General features: G+C 55.9%; 19 protein-coding genes. 10 read left to right on the forward strand and 9 right to left on the reverse strand.

Annotated elements, in window-relative coordinates:
* Positions 1-106 precede the first annotated feature (106 nt).
* A complete protein-coding gene (locus AMR74_RS00095) occupies positions 107-427 on the forward strand; it encodes a hypothetical protein (RefSeq protein WP_053770056.1) in 321 nt (106 codons plus the stop codon).
* Positions 428-461: 34 nt separating this feature from the next.
* On the opposite strand, the gene AMR74_RS16980 is transcribed toward AMR74_RS00095, so the two are convergent.
* From AMR74_RS16980 to AMR74_RS00100, 3 genes are all read right to left on the reverse strand, one after another.
* Complete coding sequence (locus tag AMR74_RS16980; protein WP_077152231.1) at positions 462-863, reverse strand: DUF4864 domain-containing protein; 402 nt, start codon at positions 861-863, stop codon at positions 462-464.
* Between the two features lie 624 nt (positions 864-1487).
* Positions 1488-1811, reverse strand: a complete 324-nt coding sequence (locus AMR74_RS16985; RefSeq protein ID WP_077152232.1) for a hypothetical protein — start codon at positions 1809-1811, stop codon at positions 1488-1490.
* 257 nt (positions 1812-2068) lie between these two features.
* On the reverse strand, positions 2069-4123 hold the full coding sequence (locus AMR74_RS00100; protein WP_082356835.1) for a cryptochrome/deoxyribodipyrimidine photo-lyase family protein: 2055 nt from the start codon (positions 4121-4123) through the stop codon (positions 2069-2071).
* Between the two features lie 250 nt (positions 4124-4373).
* Between AMR74_RS00100 and AMR74_RS18310 the strand changes: the two genes are divergently transcribed.
* Complete coding sequence (locus AMR74_RS18310) at positions 4374-4808, forward strand: hypothetical protein (RefSeq protein WP_139042946.1); 435 nt, start codon at positions 4374-4376, stop codon at positions 4806-4808.
* A gap of 782 nt (positions 4809-5590) precedes the next feature.
* Here AMR74_RS18310 and uvsE read toward each other — a convergent pair.
* A complete protein-coding gene (uvsE, locus tag AMR74_RS00105; protein WP_053770058.1) occupies positions 5591-6487 on the reverse strand; it encodes a UV DNA damage repair endonuclease UvsE in 897 nt (298 codons plus the stop codon).
* 688 nt (positions 6488-7175) lie between these two features.
* Here uvsE and AMR74_RS00110 point away from each other — a divergent pair.
* From AMR74_RS00110 to AMR74_RS00125, 4 genes are all read left to right on the forward strand, one after another.
* Positions 7176-8057, forward strand: a complete 882-nt coding sequence (locus tag AMR74_RS00110) for a ParA family protein (RefSeq protein WP_053770059.1) — start codon at positions 7176-7178, stop codon at positions 8055-8057.
* A complete protein-coding gene (locus tag AMR74_RS00115) occupies positions 8057-8491 on the forward strand; it encodes a hypothetical protein (protein ID WP_053770060.1) in 435 nt (144 codons plus the stop codon). Before AMR74_RS00110 ends, AMR74_RS00115 begins: the two co-directional genes overlap by 1 nt.
* A 142-nt stretch (positions 8492-8633) precedes the next feature.
* Positions 8634-9023, forward strand: coding sequence for an IS200/IS605 family transposase (gene tnpA, locus AMR74_RS00120; protein WP_053770061.1), 390 nt, complete (start codon positions 8634-8636; stop codon positions 9021-9023).
* Positions 9020-10258, forward strand: a complete 1239-nt coding sequence (locus AMR74_RS00125; RefSeq protein ID WP_053770062.1) for an RNA-guided endonuclease InsQ/TnpB family protein — start codon at positions 9020-9022, stop codon at positions 10256-10258. Before tnpA ends, AMR74_RS00125 begins: the two co-directional genes overlap by 4 nt.
* Positions 10259-10392: 134 nt before the next feature.
* On the opposite strand, the gene AMR74_RS00130 is transcribed toward AMR74_RS00125, so the two are convergent.
* Together AMR74_RS00130 and AMR74_RS00135 are read right to left on the reverse strand one after the other, a co-directional pair.
* A complete protein-coding gene (locus tag AMR74_RS00130; RefSeq protein ID WP_053770063.1) occupies positions 10393-11622 on the reverse strand; it encodes a tyrosine-type recombinase/integrase in 1230 nt (409 codons plus the stop codon).
* Positions 11623-11997: 375 nt separating this feature from the next.
* Positions 11998-13668: a transposase gene (locus AMR74_RS00135; RefSeq protein WP_053770064.1), complete on the reverse strand. Its 1671-nt coding sequence runs from the start codon at positions 13666-13668 to the stop codon at positions 11998-12000.
* Between the two features lie 500 nt (positions 13669-14168).
* Here AMR74_RS00135 and AMR74_RS18315 point away from each other — a divergent pair, with 500 nt between their 5' ends.
* Positions 14169-14498, forward strand: coding sequence for a hypothetical protein (locus AMR74_RS18315; protein ID WP_139042947.1), 330 nt, complete (start codon positions 14169-14171; stop codon positions 14496-14498).
* 451 nt (positions 14499-14949) lie between these two features.
* Here AMR74_RS18315 and AMR74_RS17000 read toward each other — a convergent pair whose 3' ends face one another.
* Entirely contained in the window at positions 14950-15798 is an 849-nt protein-coding gene (locus tag AMR74_RS17000) for a hypothetical protein (protein ID WP_082356836.1), read from the reverse strand.
* A 168-nt stretch (positions 15799-15966) separates the two neighbouring features.
* On the opposite strand from AMR74_RS17000, the gene AMR74_RS18890 reads away from it, so the two are divergent.
* Positions 15967-16125, forward strand: coding sequence for a hypothetical protein (locus tag AMR74_RS18890; RefSeq protein ID WP_167551880.1), 159 nt, complete (start codon positions 15967-15969; stop codon positions 16123-16125).
* A gap of 84 nt (positions 16126-16209) precedes the next feature.
* Here the strand turns inward: AMR74_RS18890 and AMR74_RS18320 are convergent, their stop codons facing one another.
* Entirely contained in the window at positions 16210-16407 is a 198-nt protein-coding gene (locus AMR74_RS18320) for a hypothetical protein (RefSeq protein WP_139042948.1), read from the reverse strand.
* Positions 16408-16600: 193 nt separating this feature from the next.
* Here AMR74_RS18320 and AMR74_RS17005 point away from each other — a divergent pair, with 193 nt between their 5' ends.
* Both AMR74_RS17005 and AMR74_RS18325 read left to right on the forward strand, forming a co-directional pair.
* Positions 16601-17422, forward strand: a complete 822-nt coding sequence (locus AMR74_RS17005; RefSeq protein WP_077152234.1) for an IS5 family transposase — start codon at positions 16601-16603, stop codon at positions 17420-17422.
* A gap of 149 nt (positions 17423-17571) precedes the next feature.
* Positions 17572-18081 (forward strand): hypothetical protein, encoded by a 510-nt coding sequence (locus AMR74_RS18325; protein ID WP_139042949.1) that lies wholly within the window; start codon positions 17572-17574, stop codon positions 18079-18081.
* 387 nt (positions 18082-18468) lie between these two features.
* Here AMR74_RS18325 and AMR74_RS00140 read toward each other — a convergent pair whose 3' ends face one another.
* On the reverse strand, positions 18469-18963 hold the full coding sequence (locus AMR74_RS00140) for a hypothetical protein (protein ID WP_053770065.1): 495 nt from the start codon (positions 18961-18963) through the stop codon (positions 18469-18471).
* Between the last annotated feature and the right edge of the window lie 363 nt (positions 18964-19326).

The following is a 19326-nucleotide window of genomic DNA, read 5'->3' on the forward strand; positions in this document are numbered from 1 at the left end:
AGGAATATCGATCCCAACAGACTGTTTGTTCAATAGGACTCCAACGGAGACAGTTGGGTGGTGGGGAAAGCCGTATTAATACTGGGGCTCATATCCCGAGTGTCGAATGGGCCAACAAACGCTCGGCGGCGACGACATCACGCTCTTACGCAAGAGATATCTCCAACGGGTTACCGAGGCACTCCCCGAGGCGGCAGCCGAGGCCGGCGACTGGCCGATTCACCAAGACCACTGTTTTGCCCGTGTGGTGCTGGACACACTGTTCCAAGGAGTCTGGTACGACCACATCGATGGAACTCCCGCATACGAGCAATTGTCAATCGAGGAACTGCGTGAGGCGATCGAGATCGCCGAGAGGATGCTCAAAGGTGGAAAGCGGACCGTTGAGGCGCTAAATCGGCAATCACTCGAGTGGCGGGGTCAGTGACTCAGACACAAGCGTCCACAGGCAGTCGGTCAGGCTACGCTTGAACGACGCTGTCTGTCAGCCAGTGCTCATCGAGTTCGCCGGGTCGACGTCGCGATAATCTGAAAACGTATGTCACTGTCCGCCCGTTGGGACCGGTCAGCGTGACGCGCTGTGTGGCATCATCGTCGTCACGCTCAACGGGGCCTGTCGTTGCCTCGACGTGGTCGATCATGGGAGCATACCGTGGATTGTGCACCATCTTTCGGAAGCGGTCAAACGGGCCTGTAGTCCGTCTGTTCGCCGGGGAAGCGAAGTTGTACGCGACGCCGATACCGGTGTCTTCGAACGGCTCGTCGTTGGTCGCTAGTGCCTTGAGTTGGATTGAGACCACCCGGCCGGGATCGTACGTGGGGCTTGGCGTTGGGAACTCCGCTATTGCGTACTGCTCAGCCATCTGAATGCCAGACTTAGGGTCGCGAGCGGCATTAATCGTCCGCTGAAACGGACTCTAGTTTAGTGTTGGACCTGATATGGAAGCCGATTAGTCGCGGCCGTGACTTCTGTCGTCGCGGTCCAACTTCGCGTCCTGGCCGGCACATTGAAACCACTGTTTTGATTCAGGAACGACGCCCATCGTAATCCCGACGAGCAGCGCAAAGTAGCCGGCGAGACCTCCGAGTGTCACCGCGTGAGGCGTGCCATTGCGAGGCTTTACTGACAGGGTCGCGGCGAGAAGTGCGACAGGCGAACCGAAGCGGATCGCTGGACGGCGCCAGAAGCGAGCCATGCGGTCTGGCCACCGTGCGAACACGGCCTCAACAAGCACCGCGACGGCCGCACCGCCAAAGAACGGGACCGGCCGAAGCATCGATCGTGGAGACAGCCCCTCTCGTCGTCCAGCGAGCCAAACGACGAGTGCGACCAACGTAGCCGAAGCGGCGTCAGTGCGTCGTGTCGACATAGTTCATAGTCTATCGCCCGTTTAAATATCGATATTGGTCGTGACCGACCTGACCGGCGTCACACGCTCTATCCACTGGTGCTAGAAATAAAGCTACGACCGAGCCCGCAGCCGTGCCTACCGCGCCTTGTCCTCGTTGACAGCCGCAAGAACGTGATTGAGTTCTCGGCCGACTGCGTCTACGGCGGCATCAAGTGAATCGAATGTGTCGCTCCCCGCATCACTACAGCCGCGCTTACGGACGAGTCGGACAGCCGCGTCACTCAGGATATCAGGACGTACTGCGATTTTCGCCGCAGTACAGGGACTTTCCTCGTCTGGAAGTCGGTACTCGACGATCCCGCCGGGCTCTTCGTTTCGGTCCCAGTCGCCAGGCGCCGCTGGAAGCTCGTTGACCAGCACTCTTGGATTCGCCGCTGTTGCGACGCTTGTGGTGGACATACAAGTTGTTCGGTCGTCACGCACAAACCAGTGTCGGCGTCTTCCAACCGGGCACCTACTGTACCCGCAGAGCGTTTCACCCGGGTCACAGAATCGGCACAAGATAGCTTGCGGTCACCATCGAAGCCCTCGCTACTGGGTATCGATTCGAGGGTTTAACGGCGAGACCAAGTCGGCTGCTCCTCTGGTGGCACCGCTGAGAGCTGATGAGGACGGTCGTGACGGCGCGTGCTGTCAACGAGCCACTGAAGCGCTTGTCATTCGAAGTCACCGAATCTCGTTTGTCCGGTGGACCGCACGTCTCTCTCTTCGTCACGCTCAGCACCTTCCTCACTATCTCGGCGTTGGCCCGACACCGCTGCGCGGTCGTCCGGCGACGGTTCACCGGCGTTCCGGCCCGCTCCCGTTGGAATCGTCGTCTGCGTACTTGATTCACGTGGATCAGTCACTGTCGGGTTGACCGGCTCCGCCGTGTTCGTTTGCGGTGGCGTCGCTGCGGCTCCCTCGGTCTCAGCAGTGGCGGTGTCTGTGTCGGCGAGGTCACCGAGCGAGGCCTGCGTTCCGTCTGGAGCGTCGGCCTCGACTGTCCCGTGTTTGTCCGCGATGGCCCGCGCAGCGCTATAGCCGCCGGAGAATGAGGCCCGCTTTGCGATCGCTGGGCGTCGAAGCTCTCGCGCGGCCTCGGGCCGCTGGGCCTCATACCGCGACCAGAACTGTTCGCGGCGCGCCTCGAAGTCGACAACCGGACGCGGGTACACCTCACCGACGTGGACCCCACATTCCTGCTGGACGGCAAGCGGCGCCTTCTCGGGTTGATCAAGGAACTCACTGGGCAGGTCGGCGAGCTCGGGAATCCATCGCGTGATCCAGTCGCCATCAGGGTCTTGATCGCGGACCTGCTTCCGAGGATTGTACACCCGCTGTGACGGCTTGCCGATGAGCCCCGCCTGGCTCTGCCACTGCGTGTAGTTGATGCCGACATCGCTGTCGATGAGATGGTGGTGATACCAGTCGGCGCCGATCCACCACGGTTGATGAAGAACGTGGGTGAAAAATGACGCACACATCGCGCGCATCCGGAAGTTGAGCCATCCGGTTTCCTTGAGACATCGCATCGATGCGTCGACCATCGGGAACCCGGTCTGTCCGCGTTTCCACGCGGTCACAAGCTCGGGGTCGTGAAATGCCTCATTACGGTTTTCAAACGCCGGATTGACCGCCTGCTCAGTCCAACCCGGCCAGTCGACAAGCTTCTGGCTGTAATGGAGGTTCCAGACGAGCCGGCTCTCAAACATATCTGCTCCCCGGCACGACGGCGCATTATCGGCGACATACTGGTGTGCCTGCCGGACCGAGAGCAGGCCGAAGTTGAGGTACGGCGAGAGCCCGCTTGTGCCGTCACGAGCGTCCTGCGGTGCTGAGATGTTGCTCGGGTACGACCGGACGCGGTCAGTGAACTCTCGTAATGTAGTCATCGCTGCCCGGTGGGTTCCCACCGGAACCTGCGTCTTCGCGGGGGAGACGTCGAAGTGGCGGTCAACCGCTGCCGGCGTAACGCCAGTGCGGATACTGACTCGGACTGTGTTGTGGTCGTCCCACCCTGGCGTGTGTTGATCGGCCGCGAGCCACTCGGTGATTTGTGTCTGCCAGTTCGACCGCGGCCACTCTTCATCGCGGACGAGTCCGTCACCGGAGACAAACGTGACTGCGTCGCCACACACGTCCCGCACACGCTCGTCTCGCCGCTGACCATAGCGACTGGTGGGGGTCGCCATCGTGATGATATGCCAGCCGCGATCAACGAAGCGAGACAGGATATCGACTGGATCGCCGTACCCGAGCGTCAAACCTGGCGCGTCCGGTCGTTGGAGTGTCTCCGGCTGCTCACTGACAGCCTCGGTCGTAGGCGGCGATGAATCCAGCGTGTCGGCGAGCCGCGCTGCTGAATCCGTCGCAGCCACGTGCGTCGCGTTAGGAGGTGCCGCGGCATACAGTCGGTCGAGGCTTGTAACCGCTTCCTCAAACAAGCGGACCCGAGCGTCACACGCGAGGCCGCTGTCCGCGTAGAACGTTGGGTCGAACACAAACAGCGGGCAGAACACGTCACCATCAGCGACCGCACGCGACACTGCCAGCTGATCTTCCACGCGGAGGTGTTTCCGGTGCCACACAACGATACCCGTCGGGTTGGCGGCATCGCAGACCGCGTCTGGCGTCGGAATATCTGCCGACAGCGGACTCGTTGGCTGTGACAGTTCGTCGCTATCTACAGACGCCGAGCGCTCAGTCTCGCGTTCGGTATCGCCCGGCATTCACATTAATAATATTGCTGGGACAGCGTTTTAATGCGTCGGCCGGTCAACCGAAGTCCCGACGATGTCGGCTGTCAGCGTGTCAAGCGCGCGGTTGGGGCTTGGCGTATCGATTGGCAGGCCGTAACGAGTATCCGCATGGGGCCGGATATTATAATATGAACTGGTGCTCAACTTCTAGCCTTTGGGCGTCACGCGACTCGCCAACGAGTGGCGACAACAACGCGAAACGGCCTACCCACTTCCGTCCATGCCGGTAACTACGCATCTCAGTCTCGTTTCGCCCGATCGGAACGCACTACTAGATGTCATTGATGACGCTGAGGCAGCGTCTTTCGACTACGGACTAGCCCCCGACATCAGCGACGTCCAACACCTGACGGGCACGGAGTCGGATTCAATAGAGGACATCCACGCAGTCACTGACGACGCGCTTCCAGACCACTTCTCGTCAGAATTCACCAGCGAAATATCGCAGTTCGACGGGGACAAGCTATATTACGCGGCCATGCGCGGACTTCCAGTAATTGGACGGATTGTCCGCGAGGAGACACCAGGTCGGCCAAGCGTGGTCATCCAGTCGAACACACAGACCGGGAGTGGCCCCAGTTGTGGGGTGTACCGACACGACAAGCTCACTGGTGACTACGTATTACTCTCGAAGGCTGACAGCCGTCTGGGTTAGTGAGCCGCACGTCAACTGCCAACCGCGTCATGTGCGGGCCTCAAGTACAGAGGGAGGCGTGGACACGCTCCCGCGAGGGCGTCCTGCCTCGTTCGAGGATGTTGCTGCTCCGCTGCGATTCTTTTTGAGTGATGCGGCCGACTACATCAGCAGGGAGAACGTCGCGGTCGATGGGGGACAAATACCTGAGTTCGACAGTTGAATCGATCGGCGTGCGCCACAATTGAGATGCCTCGCCGGTGTGACCAATAAAAAAAGATGCCAGGAAACACGCCAGCTGACGGCCCGCGGAAGATTCCTGTCGATCCGGTGATCCACGTCGAAACGTTTGCGACTCATCGGACATTGACGTGGAAAGCTGGGGGCCGGTCGCAGTTCGTCGAAGCGGCCCGTGCGCTTGACGCGGTTCCATCGACGGCGTCAGTAGTCGTCGACGACACAACCGTTGCCGGGAGGCAACACCACTCAGTCTCGGACCTCGAAAGCGTGAGTAAGACTACGATGTATCTTCGGATCGAACCGGATGCCTCGTGGACGCTCTCATGGGAGCAACGAACGGACCCAATTGTTTCTGTAAGCGGAACACCGTCAGCAACGTTTTGCCGCCGTCTTCACTGCTACACAACCGACTGCTCGGAGTGGTGTGACGAAGCGGTCGAAACGCTACAGAGTCTGACAAAAGACGGGACTGCCTGATTGCTATCGTTGATGAGCACTGTGTGGTGCTGGGCACTAGGCCGCTGAATCACGCTCTTGGGAATCTCGCATGCGGCACGGCCGACCTACGCATCGTCACGAAGTCGTAACACGGCTTGTTCCTTACCGTCTGCTTCGATCACAACGTCGCTGTTCGCCACTAGCCATGCTGGCAGGTCCACGACAAACTCGGCGTGCGCTTGTGGGCGTACGGCCGGGTCACGCAGACAAGCCGGCTCGGAGTAGTGTGCCATCGGCCGGACATCACCCCAGGTCTCTGCTGCGAGTTCGAAGGCCTCACGGTACGTGTAGCCGCGGTCAGCAAACGAGTGGTGGTGGTAATCAAACACCACCGGAACATCAGTTGGCTCGCTAATCAGTTCCACGAGCTCTGAAACGCTCCACAGGGTTTCCTTGTCGTCGTTTTCGACGGTCAGCCGCGCTCGTGCGGCATCCGACAGGCTATCGACGAATGCGTGGAAGCGCTCGGCAGTTGCCTCAACGTCGCCGTACGTCGCACCGATGTGGACTGTGATACCGTAGTACGGTGTAACTGGGAGCCCTAGCAGGTCAAACCAGTCAGCGTGGTACTCTAACGCCGTTCGAGCGCGGTCACGGGTATCTGCTGAGTCACTCGCCGGCTTACACCAGTAGTCAGGGTGGAACGTAAGCCGCATGTCGGTCTCTTTGATGAGATTGCCACAGCGACGCGCAAGGCGGCGGATTTCTTCGTATTCAGGGAGTTCGGAGAGTTTAAACTGAGAGTTCCACGGGATCAGCGACGACGTACAACGGTACGTTCGAATCTCATGCTCGAGATTCCACGTGAGTAGCTCATACAAGTCAGTCAGGTTCTGTTGTGCGAGCGTCGAGACATACGAGAGACCGCGTTCTTCGAACGTCTGTTTCTGCATACCGCGTGTACATCGCACCGGCGGATCGCGGTCGCGGAGTGTCCGGTTCAGTCCTGGATAGCCTATCATTGTGTCTGCTAACGACTGTGGTCGTTTATTTTGTGCGACGTAGTGCCTGCGGGCAGTCGCCGTACCGACCTTCCTGCCAGAACAAACGCTCGTGTCGGAGGTCGATCGGGGATGTTTGCAACAACACGATTAGGCTTCTATACCGTCACCAGTTTTTCTGACTGTCTAATCCACTGGTCAAATAGATTGATGGAAACTATCAGATGTGCCTCCTTCTTTCCAGAAGCTGACCCCACGACCGTACCTGAAACTGTCCGCACCCCAATCGCGAAGTTACCAAGGCCCAAACTTCATTCACGATCAGATATGTCGGTAGATCTGGAGCCTCCCGGTCAAAAGAGACCTCGAACCCAATTAGTGATTTTAGCGTGGCAGTGAAAAATATCTTAAGCGTCTATCTTAGACATCTATCTTAGTTAAGTGTCTTAGTCAGGTGTCTCAGAAATACAACTTAGAGATACGTTCCAGAAAGCGACTTCCTCGGTTGTATGCGAAACCAGGTGAAAGTCCGGGTTGCGAGCAGGATCACAACGTCTATTCTACGTGGGCTGCGACGAGCGAATGTTATGAGAAATCTTAGATAGCAATCTAAGCTGTCTTAGACATATTAGTATCTGAGAAATCTAAGAAACCTATCTCAGAAATGTGTCTGGCATAGATTTATTTGATGCGTATCTAATAATTTGGTATGCTCTCGTACACGGTTTACAGCGAGGCGGGCGGCGTCGGCAAGACGTCGTTGACAGCGAACGTCGCCTGTGCGCACGCCCGAGCAGGGCTTGATGTCTTAGTGATCCCGCTAGACCCACAAGACGGCAATCTGAGTCGTCTGTTCGATGTCGACGACGATCGGAGTGATTCGTCCGCAGATAGTCTTGTTCGACATCTCGTCGATAACCCTGGTGGAGAGTTCGATGACCTGATTCGAACGGCTGAGGGAATCGACATCATCCCGGAGCACAACACGCTCTCGGACCTCTCAGACCACCTTGCTCGCGAAAAGAGCCGGGCAGAGGATTTCGGCGACGCGTACAACATCTATGCGCAGCTCCGCCGTGTACTGGCTGAAAACGATGTACCGGACCGATATGACGTTCTCGTCTGTGACCCGCCAGCGACAGAGTCAGATCACCTCTATAATGCGATTTACGCGACGCGAAACCTCCTCATTCCGTTTGAGCCATCGGCGAAGGGGGAAGCGTCCGTTGAGGGCTTAGAAGAACTTGCGACAAACTTCGCGGACGAATTGAGTATTGACGTCGGCGTCCTCGGTGCGGTCCCGATCGAGTTCAAAGGGACGAAAGACCAGAACGAGATCGTCGAAGAGGTGCCGTTCGAGGTGCCTGAGGTTATCGGCGATCGGACATCAATGATGGAAGGATGTTGGCGACACCAGTGTAGTGCATTCGAATTCGTACGAACGCACCGGAGTCGGCGTCGTGATTACGAAGTTGAGACACTGGCCAAGTTCGATCGGATTGCTCGATTCCTCGAGACCCAAGGCGGAATTACTGCCCCGTCCCCGCCAGAACCAGGCGCATTAGACGATCCTGAGGAGGTGACTGTCTGATGGGGGGATTCAAGGAAGGCACCGTCAACGGGTGGGACGATGAGGAGGAAGAGGAAGATGCTGACAGCGGGCCTGAGTTCGAGGAGGAGACCGTAGGTAATGAGGACGGCAGCTCGGAAGAGCGATCGACCGAAGTGGAGATCGAGACCGAAGCTGACGATACAGTCGAAAGCGGTACGAACAGCACTTCAGCGAGAGAGATCCCCTGGGTTCTCCGGCGAAATAGCATCACTGACGGCCGCGACCAGACGGTCCAGCTTCACCTCCAAGAGGAGACGATGAACGTTCAGCGGAAACAGAAATCCCTCATCGAGGCCCGGCTTGGAGAGAGCGTTCGAAAAGCCGATCTCCGGGAAGCAGCGTTATTGGTCGGACTCCAACACACAGACGATGTCGTTGACGTCCTCCAAGAGTGGGGGTACAATCTGGAATGATAGAAATACGAGCGCATACCCCCGTCTTTACGCGGGGGTCAAGCAGACAATAGCGTACACTTCCAACGACGACGCCACTGCTCGATTTCCCACCAAGTCACCGCCAGTATTAAAATCCTGTGGTCTTATAGTATACAACCGGATGAAGACCACACGGCACGCGACTTACAACCTCAACTACCACATAGTGTGGTTGCCGAAGTACCGCAACTCGGTACTCGTCAACGAGGTCGCAGACCGTGTGCGGACCATCCTCCACGAAATAGCCGACAACAAAAGCGTCGAAATTCTCGACCTTACCGTACAGCCCGACCACGTTCACCTGTTCGTCAGTAGTCCGCCCAAGAACGAACCGGCGCTCCTCGCCAACTGGTTCAAGGGTATCTCTTCCCGCAAGTACAACCATCGATACGCCGACCACGACGGCGAGAAAATCGGATGGGTGCGAGGATACTACGCAGGGACTGCCGGGCACGTTTCGAGTGAGACTGTCGAGAACTACATCCAGCAACACAAGGAAGGCGATTCGTGACCGAACTCACGAAGACGCTCGAACTCAAACTGGTAGAGCCGAACGCCCACAAGCGGAGAAAACTCCGTGAGACGCGAGAAGCGTACCAGCACGCCCTCCAAGATGCCTTCGACGCCCGATGTACCACGCAGACCGAAGCGAACGACGTGGTGGTCAACTACGACCTGAGCGGGTACGCCAAGAACGCGCTCAAGAAGTACGTCCCGCAACTCACGACGACCTACAACGCGGGCGAACTTCACGACGACCACCCTGTTCGCTTCACGAACAAAGGGTTACGGCTTAACCACAAGCCCGAGAACGCGATCGAGTGGTACGTCAAAATCCCGCACCACGAGGACTACCACCTCTGGATGCCAGCACAGCCGAATCCGGAACAGCGAGACTGGCTGGAAGCGTTGAACGCTGGTGACGCGGAGATGGGTGAGAGTCGGCTGTTCGAGCGAGACGGGACGTGGTTCCTCCACGTCACCGCCACCCGCGACGTGGAGGATGGTTCCGAGGTGTCCACTGAAGAACGGACGCCCATCGGTGTCGACATTGGGGAAGCGTCGCTCGTCACGGTGTGTCACCGCGACGACCACGGTTGCCCGACCGCTCCCGAACTGTGGGCCGACGAGGGGAAGACCGTTCGTCGGCTACGCAAGACCCACTTCACCGCCACGAGGCGACTTCAGACGCGCGGAAGCGAGCGTATCGCTGAATCGTTCGGTGACGAACTGTGGAACCAGATAGACGACGTGTTCCACCGCGTCACCCGCGAAGTCGTGGAATACGCCGAGTCCGTCGAGAACCCCGTGCTTGTTCTGGAAGACCTGACATACATACGGGAGTCGATGGACTACGGCGAGTATATGAACCGGCGTCTCCACGGATGGGGATTCGCCAAACTCCACGCACAGATTCGATACAAAGCCGTCGAGAAGGGTATCCCGGTGGAGACGGTGAACCCGCGCAACACCTCGAAGGAGTGCCATGCGTGCGGTGAGGTAGGATACCGCCCGCGACAGGCGACGTTCAAGTGTACGAACGACGCTTGCTGGATGGGCGAGTACCAAGCGGACGTGAACGGCGCGATAAACATCGCAGACCGCTACCTCAGCGGAGAGAGTCGTTTCAGAGAACACGAGAATGACGATGACTCGGCTGAGGATGGGGGGCGTTTGACCGCCCCACAAGACACCCACGCCGATGCTGAAACCCAGCAAGGGACGCGTGGAACGAATGCGTCTTGAAACCGTAGGGTTGAGCAGACGCTCGGCCTGAAATCCCGTGGTGGGATTCCCGCGTCTTTAGGCGCGGGAGGAGGTCAAATCGCAGTAAGTGGTTTATTCATTCTCCCGCTGATCGCTAGACGGCAAGACGAACACTACTCTTCAGATGAGAAGATCTCGCTGCCGACGTCGGACAGTTCGCTAGCTTCCTTGTGAGCGTACATCTTCGACGTCGTCGACGGATCCTCGTGTCGGAGGGCGCGTTGTGCGTCACTGAATCCTGCCTCGTCGTAGTATGCCTCCCCAACACCGCGGCGGGCGCCATGGAGCGTCAGATAGTCTTTTGGATCGGCTGAACAATCCACAGCAGCTTCTTGAGAGAGCTTCTTAAGCGTGTACCGACCGCCCTCAGTGGTTAACGCCGGTGGCGTAAGGTCTCGCTCGCGGAAGGCATCGGCGAGATCAGCCGTGCTGAGGCTGGTGACTGTGTCAATCGTCTCAGTATCGACTCCACGGTCCTGAAGCTGGCTCCGTGCGGCCTCTCGCAATGAGGCAAGGTGGAACGAAGGGAACACGGGCCACGTCTCGGCAGGCGGGTCTAAGAGCGTCTGCCAGCGGCTGAGAGCCCTGACAGGACGGTCAGTTAACGGTGCCTTCTCGACTTTCTGGCTCTTTCCAAGCACCGTCAGAATTTCCTGGTCAGTATCGATGTCTGCCCACGTAATCCCAGTCCGCCGGTCATCGCGACTGGCAGCCAGAACCTCAGCGCCACGGACACCTGAAAATCCGAGGACGTAGACAAGCGCCCGGTCACGAGCGGCTGTGAGTGCCTCTCGACTCCGAGGATCCGCATCAATGGCATCGTGTGCTCGTTCGTCGACGTACGAGACAATGGTCTCACGCTGTTGCTGAGACCAGAACTGTTGTTGCCCAGAATCCGTCGTGGGGCGGTCAGGCATTTCGTCTTTCGCCCGGTCGGTGTCTGCCGGATTTTCTGCGATGTACTCCCACTGCTGGCAATAATGGAGATACGCAGAGACGAGCGAGTAGTAGTTCCACGCAGTAGCGGGTGTGATCCCCTCGGCATCACCGTTCGCCCGTCGAGCGTTCACGCGCCGGGCGAGATGACCAGCATATCGGGCGAGGTGCCGGCTGTCGAGCGCTTCCAGGGTGGTTACCCCGCGACTGTCCATCCATTCAATCCAGTCCGGGACGACGCGTTCGAGCGCTTGAACGTAGTTCCCTGAGCGGTGGATCCCGTCTTCAGGCGAATCTGTTTCTTCGATCGTCTTCGCCTTAGCGTCGAGGAAATCAGGCAGCGGCTCGTCGAGTGCTGTATCGCCGGTCATTTCCCTGGGTTGCGGGCCATCAGCTGGCGGTGCCATCGATTCAGCTTCACCGACGGCGGCGACCCTCAAAAATTTACTTGTGACTACTCGACTAATCCAAAGTAGATAGCAAAATTTTCAATATCGCCCCAATAACCCGTCTAGCGGCTGATTACGGACAAATAGGCTAGATTCTTCGTGTTGTAAATTGCATGTCGCTATACAGAATATGGGCAGGTGGATGTTGAGACTACAGCGGGTTTAGCGGGTGTGAGATGCGTGATTTCGACTGAATCGGTGCGCAAACCTCGGTTGAGCGATGCCTCCGAGAGCGGACTCATGTCGGACATCGAACTATTTCGGGAAGCGACCGAAGTTCGCAAGAGCGCTGCCGCTCACGAGTCGGGGCATCCCCTGAGTCTCAGATGGCCGCTACCCGACCCCCGTCTCCTTCCGGAGCAATGTCAGCGTGTTCTGCGCCGTTACAACGGGTTCACGGTCGTACACACCACCATTCTCACACTGAAACAGCATATCGATCCCCCGCCAAATCGAATACAGGAGACACGCAAACGCGAAATAGAAGAATCGCAGCACGAAATCTTTCGACGTTGTCGCTGCCATGAACCGCTTGATCGACTTGTAGCCGCGCTCGATGTCCCAGCGTTTCCCGTATTCTGTGATCGCGCTGGGGTCGCCGTTGGTCATGAACACGGCGTACTGCCCGTAATCCGTCCGGTCTGAGTTCTCCTTTCGACGGTACTGGAGCGTCGTCTCGTGCCACTCGTTGTTCCCCAGATGGAGTTTGCGGTCGGTGACGTAGCGGTCTTGGTCGCGCTGAAGCAATCGTTTGGCCTGAGCTTTCTCGCTGGTGTGCATCCGCTTTGGTACGACATATGTGACGCCCCGGTCGGCTATCGCTTCGAGAATATGCTGGCTGTCGAACTCTCGGTCCATGAACACGCGGTCAACGTCGACAAGCCCCAGTGCCGAATCGAGGAGATCCTCGACGATCTCTAGGCGGGTGTCACCCTTCCGGATGGGACGTGCGTCGAGAACCAGCGGTACGGAATCACCGACGAGCTGGACGGTCGCCCACTGATAGGCGTACTCGTCGGTCTTCTCTTTCGTGCCGATAATCTCGTCTTTGTGGCCGGTCCGGTCACCGGTGAACGGGTCGGCTTCCGTCGTGTCGATAGCGATACAGCTGCGCTGGTACAGGCTTCGCATCTGGGCCGTCCGATTGACGAGTCGCTGGGCAGCCCCGCGATACATCTCACGGATGCGCTCGATAGACAGGGATCGTATCTGGTCTCGATGATTATGACCGAGAGGCGTCCGCTCGCGTGTCGTGTCGTAGCGGAAGCTGCGGGCGCCCTCATTGGCGGCGAGGTTCTCTTGAAGGCCGAGATACGTTTGTAGGTTCCAAAACGCGTTCTCGTGGATAGCACAACCACTCGCGCGGTCGAGCGAAAACACCGGATAGACGAGGTGGCTGACGTGAGTCGTGAGCTGTTGTTTGCGCTCGAACGCAGATGGGCCGGTCGTCACGTCGTCATCGGTCTGGCGACGCGGAATTGTACGCGGCGGGGTCCGTGGAACCGAGACCCCAGCGTCGGACGCTTTGAAGAGGATCGTCCGCGCGGCAGTTTCGATACACTCGCGGAGGTCGGAGGTGAACCGATAGTGCCAACTCCGCCAGAGCGTCGACTGGTCGGGCACAGTCTCGAACCCGAGGCGACGGCGGAGAGAGGGTCGGTCTTCCAGATACGAGCAGAGTGCCGTTTCGTAGTCCCACCCGTAGAGTTCCTTGAGGAGAAACCCACGGAATAGCACCTCCATCTCGTACGTCGTGCTCCCAGTGTAGCGGTCGTGAGCGTCGAATTCGACGTAGGCTAGCGGCCAGTGAGCGACGAACGCTTCGATAGAGTCGTGGGCGTCGTGGTCGAACCAGACGGTCGCGAGGACCCGGACATCTTCAGCAAGGCCGGCTGTTGAACTCCGGTCGTAGAGGGGCGTCGCACGATAGGCTGGCCAGTCGTAGTAGGACGTCTGGGCGATGCGACGGTACACAGCACGTCGAGAGGATCGTGTCGGTGTCATCGGACAGCGCTACTATAACCGACGACAAAAGCTACTTTGGTGAATCACCTACTCAACAGTGCTCAATACAGATTACCTCACGAACGAGGAACGACTTTACTGGCACCCCTTTAGTGTCCTCGCAGGTGCCGAGTCGGCAGAAACAAAATCACATCTTTGAGCGGCTCTTGCTACGTGTCAGGATCTCCCGCCGAACCCATTCGTTGAGTGTCTGCTCGTGGGAAAGTTGGCCTACCAGAGCAAATTCGCTCCCACACCTGTTGATCGCCGTAACGTCCACCAGAGATAGATTGTTGTACGTCTGGGAGAGTGTACAAAACCCTATACCTGTGTGTACCATAATCAACGCTATGTCCTCCAGACGCGCGTTTCTCACAACAGGCGGAGCTGTACTTGGCACAGTCCTTGCTGGGTGTTCAACGAGTGACGAGGCAGACCCTCCGGCGGGGAGTCTTCGGTTTAGTAATCGTCATGATCTCCCTCACGAAGTGAGACTCTCCGTGACTGACACCGGAGCAGAACGTGGAGAGGACCGCGGAACAGTTACCGGCGACCCAGAAACGGTACCCGGAATTCCATTTACGACAACCGCACAACTTGAGCCAGAGACAGAGCAGGTCTTCGAAGGTGTATTCACAGAACCAGTCTACTATGCGGCTCACCATACTGTTGATGGTGCCGAACCAGCGAACAGTCAGGCTGAATTTGCGTTTAATCCAGCGCCTCCCGACCGTGAGAATACTTCGTTTCTTGAAGTACAAATCGACAGTAGTGGTGTATTCGGATGGGTTATCAATACCACCGAGAACCTGGGGCCATTCGATTCGTAAGGCTCTGTTGAAATCCTCAGTCAGTGATACGTGTTGACTCGGTTGCGGTCAATATAGGGGACTCACGGAACGCTCAGTACAGGTCTCGTATTTAACACTCAAGAACGGTAAAATAGAGATAGTTACTCTATTAGGATACTGCTGAGGATAACACTCGTATGAGTGACCTGAGAGAGATGCTATTCGCAATCGAGATCACATTAGTGGGTATCGCTGCCGGTGTGCTCTCGATTCCGTACAACTCTTTTTTGTTAACTGTGATTGCTGGGGGAATGGTCCTTATCGGATTGCTTGAAGCAGCCAGAATACGATAGGAGCGTCAGTGGACACCGACGGCGTTCAGTTCGCAAGCGCAATCTTGCGGTTGATTCAGCTGTCCAACCTCGGAAGTACCGGCCGTAGATCGTTCAGTACAGGCGAACCGATTATTGACTCTACGCTGATCGGGGTACTAATTCGAAGAAGTCTCAACGTCATATTCATATCCAAGTCTCTCACGTAACTGACGGAACGCATCCAGTATTTTTTCTCCGTCTTCACCAGCAGGAATCTCGACTTGTGGTGGTGGAGCAGCACTCCCCGAACCTAGAACTCGCCAAACCGTTCGACGAAGTAACGACTCCGCGGGCACCGGCTTCCAATCAAGGCGTACGAGGTTCTCAGAAAACAGTGCAGTTACCTGCCTTAGCCGTTCCAAATCATATGACGCGCTCTTCTCTCTATCGGAGCAATACAAAGAGTTCCATTTCAAATCATACGTGGTACCGCCAGTTGTCCACGAGACAAGCCCACCAAACGGAACGACAGCCGAACCTCGAACCTGAGCAAATGTCTCGTTCAATTTCTCGATTACTCCCTCGATTCCCCCTGCGTTGATTTCTCGGATATGGGCCTCATGCGGCACTGAGCGATATAGCCACGACTGGTCGGTCAGAACTACAAATTCGACGAAGTAGAACAGACGGTCCGTCCACGCATCAGTATCACCGTCCGGGATTTCGAGCAATGACTCAACCAATGCCCGATCCTCGGGAAGCGACGCTCGAAATTCATGATCCGAACCGACAAAGATACATTTCGAGTCGGGAACCTGCGCTAGTTCCCGTTGTACAGTCTCAAACTGACCGTGTTTTGGATCAAGCTCTAGGTGAACAACAGTTCCGTAGTCCATCAGAACACAAATCGCCCGGTTCTCGACTGTCACACCGCCGAGCTCGTCCCAGTCCTTGACACCGGATAGACGCCGAGTGACGAGTCTATGCGTCGGTTCTGCAGCATCGAACGTCTCTGTAAACTCCATTGTCGTTACGTACTCTCGCGTTTGTTGAAATCCTCAGCAAGTGATATATTTTGACCCAGTCGCGGTCAGTACAGGATACTCACTAATAGACCAGATCTCCCGATCTTTATATTACAAGGCCGACTGAGATGGCGAGGGATTATTTGTAATGAACAGAACACGATTAATATGAGCGCAAACAAGAGTATCATCGGTCTTCAGGTATCGATACTAGGCTTGGCGGTAGCTAATTTCTACCGAGGATCAGACATATTTGGGTTTGTAGTGCCTGTTGCCCTCTTGTTATATGGTTCGTATCTGGTGGGGAATAACGAGTTTGACCGTTAAGAAACAAGATACGCAGTTCCCATCGACCGGCTGTTTCAGGTGATAATGTATCTGAAGAAGAGGATTTTAACAAAGCCCCAGAGCCTATTCTTCCTCTCTGGATGTCCGGAACGATTCTTTGAGCGCATTTCGAAGAATACTGTTATCTAACTCATGTTCTTCAATACCAGTACTGGTTGCTCGAAACCCGCTTCCCTCATCATTCAGAAAGGCAACAATGAGCGGGTATAGTTCCTGTGCGTCCCTTTCTAGGTCCTGAATCTCGTCCAACTCCTCTATCATAGCATACGATACCTCACCGCTGTCAACTTTTTCTGGGTCTAGGCCAATCCACGTGGCTATTGCTCGGTCGTCCTCGTTAGTATAGTGGCGGATAACTTGGTAGAAATCGAATGGATCTTCCGGACGTATACCGCGCTGAACGGCTCTGTTGAAATCCTCAGGGAGTTACATGTTCGCCGTGTAATTCGACGAGATGAAGGCCCTCCCGAAGTCGCAAATACTCCGGTTTACTGAAAAGGCGATTCATCTGGCACGGCGAGCGGTCTCTCGATACTCCTCGAAGTTCTCTAAACACCGCTACACACTCCCCCAGCACGTTGTTCTGCTGTGTCTCAAAGTTCGAAAAAACACGACCTATCGTGGTCTACTTGATGAATTAATCGAGATGCCACGCATTCGTCGAGTTCTTGCATTAGCCGAACTTCCCACGCCATCAACGCTCTGTAAAGCGTTCAATCGACTTGATATGGCTGTATGGCGTGCGATATTGACTCTCTCAGCGACGCTACTTCCGACGAGCGGTGTCGTTGGTGTTGATGCGTCAGGGTTTGACCGCAGTCACGCTTCGAAACACTACACGAAACGAGCTGAACTCACGATTCAGCAGCTCAAAGTGACGTTGCTGGTCGATACGAAAGTGAATGCGATTCTCGATTTACACGTGACGACGACTCGGAAACACGATAGCCAGATTGCTCCCTCGTTGATCAAGCGCAACCCCGAGGATATTGGCATTCTACTCGGTGACAAGGGCTACGACGACCAGAAGATCAGGCAACTTGCCCGGCAACACGAGGTTCGGCCACTAATAAAGCACCGTGAGTTTACATCGCTCCACAAGGCATGGAACGCGCGCTTAGACGCTGATCTCTACGGCCAGCGGAGTCAATCCGAGGCGGTCAACTCAACGCTCAAGCGGAAGTACGGTGCGTTTGTCCGGTCACGTCGCTGGTGGAAGCAGTTCCGTGAACTCACTATCGCCTGTCTCATTCATAACGTAGATCGATCACTCTGAGCGGTCAATATGCGTACTTTAGATGAAAATCCGCGTGAGTATTAGTGAAATATATTGGCGTTTCCACGTCAAGCAAGAGCACCATAGATCCAAACCATTTTGATTGGGTAATACATTTCTCTATCTAACCGGCTGTTATAATCTCGCTAATGGATCAATTCCAAATTCTCCCGGGCAATTGTGTGGTACATGATGACTGTATCGAGGTCGAAAGTAACAAAATCACTAGAGCTAAGCGTCTCCTGAAAAATAGCCATACACTACAAATAATTCTATCAACAACAGCTCTCTATCTGATATTATCTATTGTTTTTAATACTAGTATATTTGTTAGAGAAGTCGCGGTAAATGGCTTAGTTAGCGGTGTACTTTTGGGAGTTTTATTATTATCAGGGAAATACATCTACAATAGATATTTTGAAGTCTCTGACGAAACTAAAATTGAGCTTGGAACAATCCAACAGATCATCTTATCCAAACCAAATAAGATCGGTCACCCACACATGATCATACAGTATCAGGAGAATGACTCTGAAAAACTCCGAGTAGTTCAATTGATGCCGACGTGGTCTAAGAGTGAAACAGATACTCTATCAGATGTTGAAGATATTTTAGTCCAAAATGGGTTGAATGTGAAATATCGTGAGGATCTTGAGTAACTTTTTTTGACTTCAGCCGCGCAACCCCCGGAAGTATCGACTGTAGATCGTTCAGTACAGAGGCGGCGGTGAGCGATCTCCGGTGCGGTGGCGCGTGCCTGCGAGCGGCCGCGAGTCGCACGCGCGAGGGAGTCGGTCGCCGGAGCGAAGCGACGGCGACCGACGAGGCTGGGGAGGGGTGAGGCTGCGATGCTGTGCGGGATAGGAATCGAAGGGGCAGCCGTGAGGACGAAGCACGGCACAGTAAGCACCACAGCGAGGGAGCTAGCGACCGAGCGAGAAGCGCAACAAGCCGCGCGAGCCCTCGCGGTTGGGGCTTTGGAGGCACTCACCATCGGTCCGAAGTCAGTTACTTATCAATGTCTAACAGCAGCGTGCCACCGAATCTTAACACCGGGTCTCTCTGGACACGAACCTGCCGGCCGGATCGACGAAGACTGAGATGCCACCGGCAATTCGGGCATAGACCACCACGTAGATACAGCCGCCGTACTCCTCGCCAAGAGGCTGGGTGAGGACGGTTTCATCCTCGGACGAGTCGGGACCGTCGTCGGGATACCCCGCTTTCACGTCCAGCCACAACCGTTCCTCACCGTTCCCGAACGGACCTTCGACGATAGCTAAATTTCCGTCACCCCTCTGCGACGCATCGACCTCGAACGAGTCCCAGTAGCGTACGCTCTCGGCGGATCGCAGAACGATTTCGAACGTTCGTGCGACGTCCTGACCGTTTGCGATCTCGATTGTGTCGATAACCGTGGGGTCGTTATCGCTCTCCGTGGAATCACCGCGGAGATCGGTACAGCCCGCGAGACCGACGAGGCCGACACCGCCGAGGCTCTCGAGGAGCTTACGACGGTCAGTAGACAGTTCGGGGACCATTCGTACGATGGATGTATTTCGGATAGATCTGTTTGGTTCTGTTGAAATCCTCAAAAGGTGATAGGTTCTATCCCCCTGCGGTCAATACAAGCCAAGTAATTAATAGACGAAACGCTCTAAATAATACAATAGAACCCCATCATATGTCGCTACAGCAGTATCGAAAACTCACCGGGATTCTCTCCGTTATAGCCGGAGTAGTTATTCTTGGTATCGCTTTGTCACAGCCCAATTTCCGCACAGTTCTATGGGGATTATTTGCTATCTTACTCGGCTTGTTTGGCTATTTTAAAAGTTAAATACTACTCAGTACGCACTCTTCAGCGACCAGCTGTTTCAGGCGAGAATATGTCTGAAAAATAG

Origin of the sequence: Halorubrum tropicale, from assembly GCF_001280455.1 — an archaeon.
Taxonomy (GTDB): domain Archaea; phylum Halobacteriota; class Halobacteria; order Halobacteriales; family Haloferacaceae; genus Halorubrum; species Halorubrum tropicale.

Excerpts from the sequence above, each read along its gene's own strand:
- AMR74_RS00095 (WP_053770056.1), top strand. The coding sequence starts at position 107 with ATGGGCCAACAAACGCTCGGCGGCGACGACATCACGCTCTTACGCAAG.
- AMR74_RS17000 (WP_082356836.1), bottom strand. The coding sequence starts at position 15,798 with ATGGAGTTTACAGAGACGTTCGATGCTGCAGAACCGACGCATAGACTC.
- AMR74_RS17005 (WP_077152234.1), top strand. The coding sequence starts at position 16,601 with ATGAAGGCCCTCCCGAAGTCGCAAATACTCCGGTTTACTGAAAAGGCG.
- AMR74_RS18320 (WP_139042948.1), bottom strand. The coding sequence starts at position 16,407 with ATGATAGAGGAGTTGGACGAGATTCAGGACCTAGAAAGGGACGCACAG.
- uvsE (WP_053770058.1), bottom strand. The coding sequence starts at position 6,487 with ATGATAGGCTATCCAGGACTGAACCGGACACTCCGCGACCGCGATCCG.
- AMR74_RS16980 (WP_077152231.1), bottom strand. The coding sequence starts at position 863 with ATGGCTGAGCAGTACGCAATAGCGGAGTTCCCAACGCCAAGCCCCACG.
- AMR74_RS16985 (WP_077152232.1), bottom strand. The coding sequence starts at position 1,811 with ATGTCCACCACAAGCGTCGCAACAGCGGCGAATCCAAGAGTGCTGGTC.
- AMR74_RS00130 (WP_053770063.1), bottom strand. The coding sequence starts at position 11,622 with ATGGCACCGCCAGCTGATGGCCCGCAACCCAGGGAAATGACCGGCGAT.
- AMR74_RS18325 (WP_139042949.1), top strand. The coding sequence starts at position 17,572 with ATGGATCAATTCCAAATTCTCCCGGGCAATTGTGTGGTACATGATGAC.
- AMR74_RS18310 (WP_139042946.1), top strand. The coding sequence starts at position 4,374 with ATGCCGGTAACTACGCATCTCAGTCTCGTTTCGCCCGATCGGAACGCA.
- AMR74_RS00100 (WP_082356835.1), bottom strand. The coding sequence starts at position 4,123 with ATGCCGGGCGATACCGAACGCGAGACTGAGCGCTCGGCGTCTGTAGAT.
- tnpA (WP_053770061.1), top strand. The coding sequence starts at position 8,634 with ATGAAGACCACACGGCACGCGACTTACAACCTCAACTACCACATAGTG.
- AMR74_RS00115 (WP_053770060.1), top strand. The coding sequence starts at position 8,057 with ATGGGGGGATTCAAGGAAGGCACCGTCAACGGGTGGGACGATGAGGAG.
- AMR74_RS00135 (WP_053770064.1), bottom strand. The coding sequence starts at position 13,668 with ATGACACCGACACGATCCTCTCGACGTGCTGTGTACCGTCGCATCGCC.
- AMR74_RS00110 (WP_053770059.1), top strand. The coding sequence starts at position 7,176 with ATGCTCTCGTACACGGTTTACAGCGAGGCGGGCGGCGTCGGCAAGACG.
- AMR74_RS00140 (WP_053770065.1), bottom strand. The coding sequence starts at position 18,963 with ATGGTCCCCGAACTGTCTACTGACCGTCGTAAGCTCCTCGAGAGCCTC.
- AMR74_RS18890 (WP_167551880.1), top strand. The coding sequence starts at position 15,967 with ATGAGCGCAAACAAGAGTATCATCGGTCTTCAGGTATCGATACTAGGC.